This is a genomic window from Anaerovirgula multivorans (assembly GCF_900188145.1).
Classification (GTDB): domain Bacteria; phylum Bacillota; class Clostridia; order Peptostreptococcales; family Natronincolaceae; genus Anaerovirgula; species Anaerovirgula multivorans.
Genome location: NZ_FZOJ01000064.1, coordinates 1 through 9,483, shown reverse-complemented (window position 1 = coordinate 9,483; position 9,483 = coordinate 1). Strand labels below are relative to the sequence as shown.

Sequence of the window (9,483 nt, the reverse complement as noted above, 5' to 3'; positions counted from 1 at the left end):
ATCTTGATTTCGTGGTTGTTATCAAAGATAGGTTAACATAATTCGCTGGAGTTTTTCTATTTGTAAATTTTAACTAGCACAACAGGTTAATTTATTTGTATATATCTAGGTATATTCGGTTTTTGTTGATTTAAAATATCGAAATTATTATGGAGGAGAAAGGAATGAAAAAAAACAAAACAATACTTCTAATTAGTTTAATAATCCCTTTTTTAACAATATTTTTCGGATCATATGTAATAGTAAGTCCACTTCAACATTCATTAGGGTTTCCTGTTAAGTTTATAAGTTATATTGGGAAAAATCCTCCCAAGTATATTTTTCAATTGTTTTTCCCTGAAAATTTAAAACAAATAAGTTTTGAGGTCGGCAACTATATTATTTCTGTAGTAATTATATATTTGAGTATTAAATTATTATTTTTCATAACTAATAGGCTGTACAGAACCAAAAGACTTGATTAAAAATAGACAAGGTAGATAGGTCTACTTTGTCCGAAAAAATCGCTTAAAACGGAAATGTGGGGCTTGTTTAGCTTTGATTTTCATAGATTTCATCTTCACCCATGGTATGTCTTGTAAACTAACTCCCCTAAAGACCACCTTATTGTCTACGATTTCTCTGTTTTTCCCTAGAATATAGCTGTTTACCGTTGGATCAAAGTTTCCATTTTCGTCTAGTCCTTCTACTACAAAATAGGTATTAGGATGGTTAAATTCAATTGGAAACAGTTCTTTTAAAATGTCATTAGTAGCTTCAAGGGATGAAGCTTCTCCATCTACTGTTATCTTCTTATAGGGGTCTCGCCAACATTTCGAAAAATCCCACGCTAAGGGAACAATTGGTAAAAAGTTAGACTTCTCGCCCACGTTAAGCACCAGGAGATTATTTTATATATCTCCTGTTTTTTTTGCGTGTTTTGAGTGCAATATAATATAAATTATGTTGCACTACATATGAATGAATGGTATAATTTTATTAATGAATGCAACATAATTGAAGTGCCTAATATTTATTGATAATGCACCATAATTTATAGGAGGGATGGGAATGTTTGAAAAAATTAATAAACTTAAAGAAAAGCTTGATAGAAATAGACCATTACCAAAAATTATTGTTGATAAATTAAAAAATGCTTTTAACATAGAAATGATCTACAATTCAAATGCAATTGAAGGCAACACATTGACACTTCATGAAACTAAAATGGTTATAGAACAAGGTTTAACGGTTGGTGGTAAGCCTTTCAAGGATTACTTGGAGGCTATAAACCTTGCAGAAGCAATTGAGTTTATCGAGGAGCTTGTAAAAGATCAAGAACCACTAAATGAGAACAATCTAAAAAAAATTCATTATTTAGTACTAAAAGGAATTGAGAAAGAAAATAAGTATGCAGGAGTATATAGAAGTGTACCTGTTATGATTTCCGGTAGTCAACACGAACCTACTCAACCTTATATGATATCACAAGAGATGGAACAACTATTTTATTGGTATAACGAGAACAAAGATAACCTACATCCTGTAGAATTAGCCTCGTTGTTTCACTTTAAATTTGTGTATATCCATCCTTTTATTGATGGCAATGGTAGGACAGCAAGACTTTTAATGAACTTTATTCTAATGCAATATGGTTTTCCTCCAGCTATAGTAAAGGCTGAACATGAAGTAAGGGCAAAATACTACAACACTTTAGAGATTGCTAGTACAACAGGAGACACGAAACCATTTGTACAGTTTATAGCGGAATGTGTAGAAACTACTTTGGAGAAGTATTTAAAGTATATCGGTTAAGTAAAGAGAGGTAACAAAGATGATAGAATCCTTTAAAAATTGGCTAGACAATCAGCAATTAAGTAAAAACACCACAAAGTCTTATTCAGGACATATAAAAGGCTATTTAAAGTGGTTCCAAGAAAGCTTTAATACACCTTTAAATCAGCTTTATCGTGAGAATATACTAGATTATATGAGTTATATGATTAATATAAAAAAACTTAAAGCAGAAAGTATTAATGCACATTTGGCAGCTTTAATTAAATTAAACCAATATTTAGTAGACCAGAGTATTCAAACCGATATTGTTGTATCAAAGAAAGATTATATTAAGATTCAAAAGGAATATATTAGTCCTGCTACTATTATAAAGGCTGATGTAGAAGCTTTTCGTCAAAAAATATTGGAAAATAGAGATAAACGAGACTATGCGATAGTTACTCTACTTGCATATTCAGGCATGCGTATATCTGAAGCTCTGAATATCAAAATTGATGATGTGAACTTAATCGCAAGAGAAATACTAGTGAGATACGGAAAGAGAAAAAAGCAAAGATTAGTAATTATCAATGATAAGATTTCTAATGCCATTAAAGAGTACTTAAAAGAACGAGAGCAGCAGAAAAATAAAGATAGTGACTATTTATTTATCAGTCGTGAATCTAATAGGGTAGATCGGTCGGTAATTAATCGTATTTTCAATGAATACAGTGATAAAATTACTCCTCATACTTTAAGACATTTTTTCTGTTCCTATGCTCTGGAAAATGGCTGGTCTACTCATGAAATAGCTGCACAAGTTGGACATTCAAATATTCATACAACCATGCTATATACTCATCCATCTAGGAGTGAAATAAAACGAAAGGCGAATCTATTGTAAAGGTAGTGATGTCAATGGCTACACCTGAAATTCTCTTAACTGAAGAGTAGCGTTTGGAATTTACTCAAATATCCCCCAATATCAATGAATGGGAAATCCACAAGTATTATACTTTTTCTGAACATGACAAAGAAATTATTAACTAGTACAGAAGGGATTATAATCGATTAGGTTTTGTGGTCTAATTAGGGGTACTTCGTAACCTTGGTTGGGCTTTAAATAATGTCAGTTATATTCCTGATGCTGTTTTAGAATATATGGCCGAGCAACTTTCTCTGGTCTAATATTATCGAGAAGCCGATCTAACTCAGGATGCTCTTATTTTGTGCCGGGTATTCTCTCACAAAATATCCGTTCACACCTAGCTTCCCTTAATTGATCCATCTGTCTATTCAGATTCTGATCCTGAGTACTTACCCTAGCATACCCTAAAAACATAGCAACAACTCCCTTTGTCCTTTCTTTTAAGCAGCTTGCCTATTCTCTATTTGCTTTCAGTATTGATATATAATATATTTAGGCTCTTATTGTGTTTCGGACTGATGATAAATTTTCTATCTAAAGATTCTTTGGTTTATTATTTAAAAGTAAGTCCAGCAGTGATCCTAATAAAGCGGTACCCCTTTTTCTAACATTGTGTGAGAATTTAAAGAATGCTAAGTAAATAGGCAGCAATTCCTGAGATAGCCTCTATGTGGTCTTAGCCATGAGCGAAGTAAAGACCAGAATCCTTCTATTGTATTTACATGTACCTCACAAAATCCATCTCCATCTTCATCACGGGCATACTCACCTCTCGCATGGAAGACACTATTATGTTTATATCCCCATTCGCGAAGTCTGGCATAAATATCGTATTCATCGGTATATACCATAGACCCAGACTCAACGACTGTCTGGATGATTGGAGCTATTGTCTTTTGCTGTACGTTACTCAGCATCTTTATAGATACTTGTCCAGAACGTTGAATCATTCCTAGAACAGATGGTTTTTCCTTATCAAGAGTACCACGACCACGAGCCCCTTTTAATCTATTGCGTCTACCTTCACGACCTTTTTTTTACCTCATCAGCACGACCTTTATGTCCAGCAACTATATATACTTCATCACATTCAATTTCTCCACTAAGAATAACTTCTGGTTTCCTTGTGGATACCCCTTCGCGAAGAAACTTGGTCATTTGCTGGATATCACTTTTATTAACTCCTAACTCATTAGCAATTTGTAGATTCGATAGATTTAGTCCCATTAAATATAAGCACAATACCCAGACTGATAATGGTTGATGATGATTTTCAAATACAGTTCCCGTAAGATCATCGAAGTAAGCATTACATGTTCCACAATGATATTTTTGGCGATCTCGTTGTTTTACATCATGGCCATTTTTAACAACTTTCTCCGAATTACAAATTGGGCAAATAACAGTTATAGGCCATCTCAATCCTCGAACAACCTCATAGCATTTTGCATCATCTATTACATTTCGGATATTTAGTATATCTTTATCAATTTTGGGACGTGCTCGCATAATGTCAACCTCCTGAAATTTTATAGTGTTATTATTAGTAATGCCCTGTTTCAAGAGATTTAAATTATCAGTCTGAAACACAATAAGAGCCATTTAGTATTACTCAAAACAAAAAACCGCATTATCATTCTGGATAATATGGTACAATATTTTAATAAGTTGTTGAATTTTTAGCATTAGTATTAGAAAATTTCAATTTAATGACAACTAATGTTATTGTTCGGAAGCATATTTAGCAGCACAACCTGATGCAGTTAAGGCAAATCCGCCTAGTATTAGTTTTTCTGCAAATAGAGTTATTACAGGAGCGTATACAATAATAATGACTGCTGCGGCAATCATCAATCCTACTACTACAAACATACACGTCTCTGCACTTGGAATATTGTACTGCTCACTATAAAGCGCAATAGCTTCATCTTTGAATATATTGTTAAATTGTTCTTCATCTGTCTCAGCTGTCAAACGTACTGTCACTCGTTTTACTAGTTTAGCTACTAATTCATCTTGAGAGACACCGCCAAGCTCTACAATCTTTGCTTCGAAGTCACTTACAAGTTTTTTAGCTTCATCATTTAGTTTTTCAAAAATATCGTTGCGATAATCTACTTTTTCTCCAATTTTAAGAGCTACTTCATTATGTTATTATTGTCTGATTCTCATAATCATAGTCTTTTGCCTTGAAAAATATTGAAAGGATTTAAATTCAAACCATATTTATAGTAGGTTTTAGGTTAATTTGCCCTTATTTTCTATATAGATCTAGAAAATCAAATAATTTACATTAATTAAATAATATGGTAATATAACGATGCAAAGGTGCTGGTCATAGACTAAGAAGCAATTGGGAGATGAGGATTATTCCCGTTGTTATTGAGGGGCATAGTTTAATATTGAAAGGCAACAGGGTTTATCAGAGAAACCAGAATAAGCAGAAATAAATGATATTGTAAAGAGAGGTCAGGTATTTGAAAAGATTATTAGTGGTAGCAGTGTTGGTTTTAACTATATTGATGAATGTATTTTCTTTTTTGTCTATAAATAAAAACTTAGTGGAGCATTTATTGTATGATAAAACAATGATTACATTCGATACTGTGAATGGGAACAAAAGTGTTCTTGAAGAAGATTTTTTAGATAATATTATAGATTTTTCTAGTCAGAATGATGTTGAAATACTACAGTATAGTTTTTTGAGCGCAAATAAAATAGATATATATTCTACTGTTAAAGAGGAATATGAAAAAAAATTACTCATCCCTAACTTTATATTCGATAAAGATATTAGAATACATGATTTTGAGGATGTTCATCATGTTGGATTTAAGAACTTGCTTTATATTGATACTAAAGATAGTCATATTATAAACAAATTTTTAAAAGATTTTTCTGATTATGGGGTAATTTACAGAAATGCATATTCCTTAAACTCCTTTGGTAAATACATTAAATATATTGATAATGATTTTTTGTCGATATTTTCTTTGTTTATTTCTGTATTTTTTTTATTAATCCTTTTTTATTATTTAAATAACAAAAAAAATTATTTGATTTATGAACTTTGGGGCTATTCATATATTCAAATATATTGTGTTTTCAATAAAACACTTTATAAGACATTGTTGATAAGCATGGTTTTTTGCAATTTAATTATGCTTGGAATTTTGTTTGTATTTAATTTGACGAACATGTTAATGGAGTTTATTCCTATAATAATTATAGTGAATTTACTTACGGTATTATTATTGTTTTTATTTTCTATCGCTTTGTTCTGCATATCTTTTGTTAAATCAGTTGGCATAAATGAAAAGAATAGGCTCTTAAAGGTAAGATTTGTTGCTAGCTTAGTAAAATTTTGCCTTATATTATTAGTAATAATATTATTTGGAAGTTTTTATAGTACAAGAAATGTACTTAAAAATAATCAAGATAGTTTAGATTTATGGAAGGATACCACAAATCTTTTTTATGTAGAGACAACCGGATCTATACATGATTTAGCCTTAGAGAGCAAGGACAATGACAAGCTTTTACAGGTATATAAGGATTTGAGCAGATTAAATAAGGTTTTTATAATCAATTCAATTAATTTTCAACGTCTAGAAAATTTAAATACTGATAATGAAGAGATAGATTATGACTATAATTATAAGCTTAATGTAAAAAATGATGAAGATTTATATACTCCTCGCGGCAGAAGAATAATGGTAGATGGAAATTATTTAAAAAGAAATTTGATAAAAACTTTTTCAGATGGCAAAAATGTTTTGGACAAGATAAACTATGATGATGATGTTTTGAATGTATTGGTTCCAGAAAAATTTAAAGATTATGAAGATATTATAGAAAAATCATATAAAGAGTGGTTTTATTTTCAAAAAGTTGAAGTATCTAATATGTATAGAAAGGCCCTTAATGAAAATTTAAATGAAAAGGAAACCGATGATTTAAAAATTAATTTGATATATATAGAAAATAATCAGTATTATTTTACCTATAATAAATTTGCTGGAGATAATTTTAATAGAGTTAAAGATCCAATAGTTATTGTATATACGGAAAACGTGGATAATTCTGTTTTGGCCGCAACTTTAGGATCATCTATGTTTTTAGAATCAAAGGATGAATATAGTGCATTGGGAGAGCTTAAGGATATTACAAATAAATATAGTGCTTATGAATTGAATTGGGTTTCATCGGTTTATGATAGAATGGGTGCATATATAGGTTATATAGAAGATGAAATAGATAGATTGGTATTAAATATTTCAGTTGCATCTTTAATATTAATGATTTTAATGATAATTATAACATGGGCTTACTATAAAGCTTATATATCAAAAATTGTTATAAAGTCTTTGTATGGCTATAATTTTATAACGACGTATAAAGATTTACTTTTGTCAAATTTGTTCATATATATTTTTTCAGTTTTAATCATGATGATAATATATAGGAAGCTATATCTTTATATGATTATATTTCCTGTCTTAATGTTACTTATAGATTATATTGTCTCAAAAGCTGTAAATATGGCTTTATTGAAGAAGGGCGAGGTTGAATTTATTAAAGGAGAATCGAAATGATAAATTTGTCAAATATAAAAAAAAGTTTTGATGGTAGGGTAGTTTTATCGGACATATCATTATCTGTAGAGAAAAATGAGTTTGTTTGCTTAACTGGAGAAAGCGGGGCTGGTAAGACTACGTTATTAAATATCATAGGATTATTAGATAAGCCAGATAGTGGTGAAATAAGTTTGCATGGTAAAACTAATTTTTCTAGAAAAGAGATATTAAGACTTAGGAGATATTTTTTTGGATATGTATTCCAAGATTACTTGTTGATGCAAGATGAGACTGTTGATCTAAATATTAATATATCTAAAATGTATAATAAACAGTTAAGCGATAAACATAAAAATGAAGTTATGGAAAGAGTAGGCTTGGACGCCAGCTATTTGAATAGAAAAGTATGTCATTTAAGTGGAGGAGAGCAGCAAAGGGTTGCCCTTGCCAGAATGATGTTAAAACCATATGAATTAGTTTTAGCAGATGAGCCTACTGGAAACTTAGATGATAAGAATAAAAGAGAAGTTATTAGAATTTTTAAGGATATAAAAGAATATGGAAAAACAATAATCTGTGTTACACATGATAAAGAATTTTCAGACTCATCAGATAGGACTATAAACTTGAAGAAATGCCTATAGCTTTATCCTTCAGTGTATTGCTAAGACTTCCACTTCTACTAGATGAAGAAACTATTTATGAACCAGAATTCTAAGAAGCATCTTCGATACTTTCGCTAGGAAACCCTAGGTTTTCTTCAACGGCTGTTCTGCAGCCTGGGCACCTTCCTGAAGGTGGACAGGGGATTTCAGCCCCTACAACCCCTCTTTTAATATAAAGAGATTAACTTCTTTTGAGGCTCGGTACAATGCATAGAAGTATTAAACAATAGTGCTACAATTTTACTTGACTAGAACAATTTCTTGTAGCATATGAATTTTATACAGATTTTTCATTACTATTTGTGCTACCAAGGGTAGCGGCGGAATGGAGGCTTATATGAAAAAAGATAAAAAAACCCTTTTAACAATTTCTTTAGTATTAGTTTTTTGTTCAATAGCACTTTTTATTATAAATAGATACGGACTAAATCGCCTAGCTATTATTTTCAATAGAATAATAGACCTTATATAAAACTAGCAGCATTTCTTCAAGTTTGTAGCCCTATCCGATAGTAATCGTCAAATAGATTTCTTAGAATTATCATGATAAAATGTAACTGATTATTTAAAGAGAGAGTGGTTACTTTGAAAAAAACTTCAATTATAATTATTGTAGTAATTGCACTATTGAATTTAGCAGGATGCTCTAGTACTACAACATACAAGGATAAAGTAGATTTATCTTATTTAAAAACACCAAAACACATGATAATTATTAGTAAGGAACAAAAAGATGAAAGAGACAGAATTTCCAAAGAATTAGTTAATGTTATTGAAAAACTTAACGATAGCCAAACGTTATCAAAAAATGAAGTAAAAAAATTAAAAAAAGACCAAAATCAATTAATGAAAGCATATGAAAATTTAGAAAATACATATTTGATAATTGACGATACAATTTTTATAGAAGAAGTTTTTTACAAAATAATGAACTCCAAGGCTTCTATAGTTAAAAATACACGAAGCATAGATTTTATTAAATCAAATTACTATACTATAGAATTATCATATGAGGACATTCCTAGTACACGACAAAATTTACTAGAAGGATATTTAGATGTGTTTTGGATTTTTCAAGATGGAAGAGTTATTGTTCCTAAAAACGAAGAAAACTTTACAGAAGATAAACTGATAGAAGCTAGAATAGATTTTGACTGGTTTCAAGAAAAAATTCAAAATAACTAGCTGAGAGCATTGAATAAATTTTTCAGCCTTTTAGAATAGGAATGAAAATGATTATTCTATAACTGTTACTTAATGAAATGTAAAGAAGCAAGTGAATTTATCGAGTCTGTAAATAAATATGTGCTTTAAGGAAAAGAATGATTCCAAGCTAAAGAAGTAGGGGTGTTATTAGGTAAAACCTGCGTGATTAGTAACTCTGCCCATGTTTATCAAGAAAACTTCAATGATGTTTTAGACCTATTGAAAGAACATGGCTATAGAGGAAACTGGATACCTTCCACCAAAAACACCTGTGTTTGGACACAGGAGAACGAAGATCCTAGGGGATATATCGTTATTTCTATCGATAAGGAAAAACAGCTAATTCAAGCAC

The 9,483-nt window shown here is 30.4% G+C and carries 10 protein-coding genes and 1 pseudogene; 6 read left to right on the top strand and 5 right to left on the bottom strand.

The genetic code is table 11. The features are described from left to right. Positions 1-485 precede the first annotated feature (485 nt). The gene (locus CHB72_RS25015; protein ID WP_089285588.1) at positions 486-869 is read right to left on the bottom strand and encodes a hypothetical protein; all 384 of its coding nucleotides are present in this window, start codon (positions 867-869) and stop codon (positions 486-488) included. A 181-nt stretch (positions 870-1,050) separates the two neighbouring features. Here CHB72_RS25015 and CHB72_RS25010 point away from each other — a divergent pair, with 181 nt between their 5' ends. Together CHB72_RS25010 and CHB72_RS25005 are read left to right on the top strand one after the other, a co-directional pair. Then, positions 1,051-1,794, top strand: a complete 744-nt coding sequence (locus tag CHB72_RS25010) for a Fic family protein (protein WP_089285587.1) — start codon at positions 1,051-1,053, stop codon at positions 1,792-1,794. 19 nt (positions 1,795-1,813) lie between these two features. Then, positions 1,814-2,659 (top strand): tyrosine-type recombinase/integrase, encoded by an 846-nt coding sequence (locus tag CHB72_RS25005; RefSeq protein ID WP_089285586.1) that lies wholly within the window; start codon positions 1,814-1,816, stop codon positions 2,657-2,659. 318 nt (positions 2,660-2,977) lie between these two features. Here CHB72_RS25005 and CHB72_RS28430 read toward each other — a convergent pair whose 3' ends face one another. The 4 genes and pseudogenes from CHB72_RS28430 to CHB72_RS24990 all read right to left on the bottom strand — a co-directional run bounded on the left by CHB72_RS28430 (position 2,978) and on the right by CHB72_RS24990 (position 4,657). Further along, the gene (locus tag CHB72_RS28430) at positions 2,978-3,097 is read right to left on the bottom strand and encodes a recombinase family protein (RefSeq protein WP_089285585.1); all 120 of its coding nucleotides are present in this window, start codon (positions 3,095-3,097) and stop codon (positions 2,978-2,980) included. A 218-nt stretch (positions 3,098-3,315) separates the two neighbouring features. After that, a pseudogene (locus CHB72_RS27155) lies at positions 3,316-3,690 on the bottom strand (transposase); the annotation flags it as partial. A 16-nt stretch (positions 3,691-3,706) separates the two neighbouring features. Then, on the bottom strand, positions 3,707-4,192 hold the full coding sequence (locus CHB72_RS27150; protein ID WP_207652648.1) for a transposase: 486 nt from the start codon (positions 4,190-4,192) through the stop codon (positions 3,707-3,709). Between the two features lie 213 nt (positions 4,193-4,405). Further along, positions 4,406-4,657 (bottom strand): hypothetical protein, encoded by a 252-nt coding sequence (locus CHB72_RS24990; RefSeq protein WP_089285584.1) that lies wholly within the window; start codon positions 4,655-4,657, stop codon positions 4,406-4,408. A gap of 503 nt (positions 4,658-5,160) precedes the next feature. Here CHB72_RS24990 and CHB72_RS24985 point away from each other — a divergent pair. From CHB72_RS24985 to CHB72_RS24970, 4 genes are all read left to right on the top strand, one after another. Further along, entirely contained in the window at positions 5,161-7,278 is a 2,118-nt protein-coding gene (locus CHB72_RS24985) for a DUF1430 domain-containing protein (protein ID WP_089285583.1), read from the top strand. Further along, positions 7,275-7,904: an ABC transporter ATP-binding protein gene (locus CHB72_RS24980; RefSeq protein WP_089285582.1), complete on the top strand. Its 630-nt coding sequence runs from the start codon at positions 7,275-7,277 to the stop codon at positions 7,902-7,904. The genes CHB72_RS24985 and CHB72_RS24980 overlap by 4 nt, the downstream gene beginning before the upstream one ends. Before the next feature lie 606 nt (positions 7,905-8,510). Next, positions 8,511-9,110, top strand: coding sequence for a hypothetical protein (locus tag CHB72_RS24975; RefSeq protein WP_089285581.1), 600 nt, complete (start codon positions 8,511-8,513; stop codon positions 9,108-9,110). A gap of 183 nt (positions 9,111-9,293) precedes the next feature. Then, positions 9,294-9,483, top strand: a 190-nt coding sequence (locus CHB72_RS24970; RefSeq protein WP_176431619.1) for a hypothetical protein, incomplete at its 3' end; no start/stop codon positions are given.

What these genes read in the sequence shown, in the direction of transcription:
- CHB72_RS27150 (WP_207652648.1), bottom strand. Translation starts at nt 4,192, where the DNA reads ATGCGAGCACGTCCCAAAATTGATAAAGATATACTAAATATCCGAAAT.
- CHB72_RS25010 (WP_089285587.1), top strand. Translation starts at nt 1,051, where the DNA reads ATGTTTGAAAAAATTAATAAACTTAAAGAAAAGCTTGATAGAAATAGA.
- CHB72_RS24980 (WP_089285582.1), top strand. Translation starts at nt 7,275, where the DNA reads ATGATAAATTTGTCAAATATAAAAAAAAGTTTTGATGGTAGGGTAGTT.
- CHB72_RS25005 (WP_089285586.1), top strand. Translation starts at nt 1,814, where the DNA reads ATGATAGAATCCTTTAAAAATTGGCTAGACAATCAGCAATTAAGTAAA.
- CHB72_RS28430 (WP_089285585.1), bottom strand. Translation starts at nt 3,097, where the DNA reads ATGTTTTTAGGGTATGCTAGGGTAAGTACTCAGGATCAGAATCTGAAT.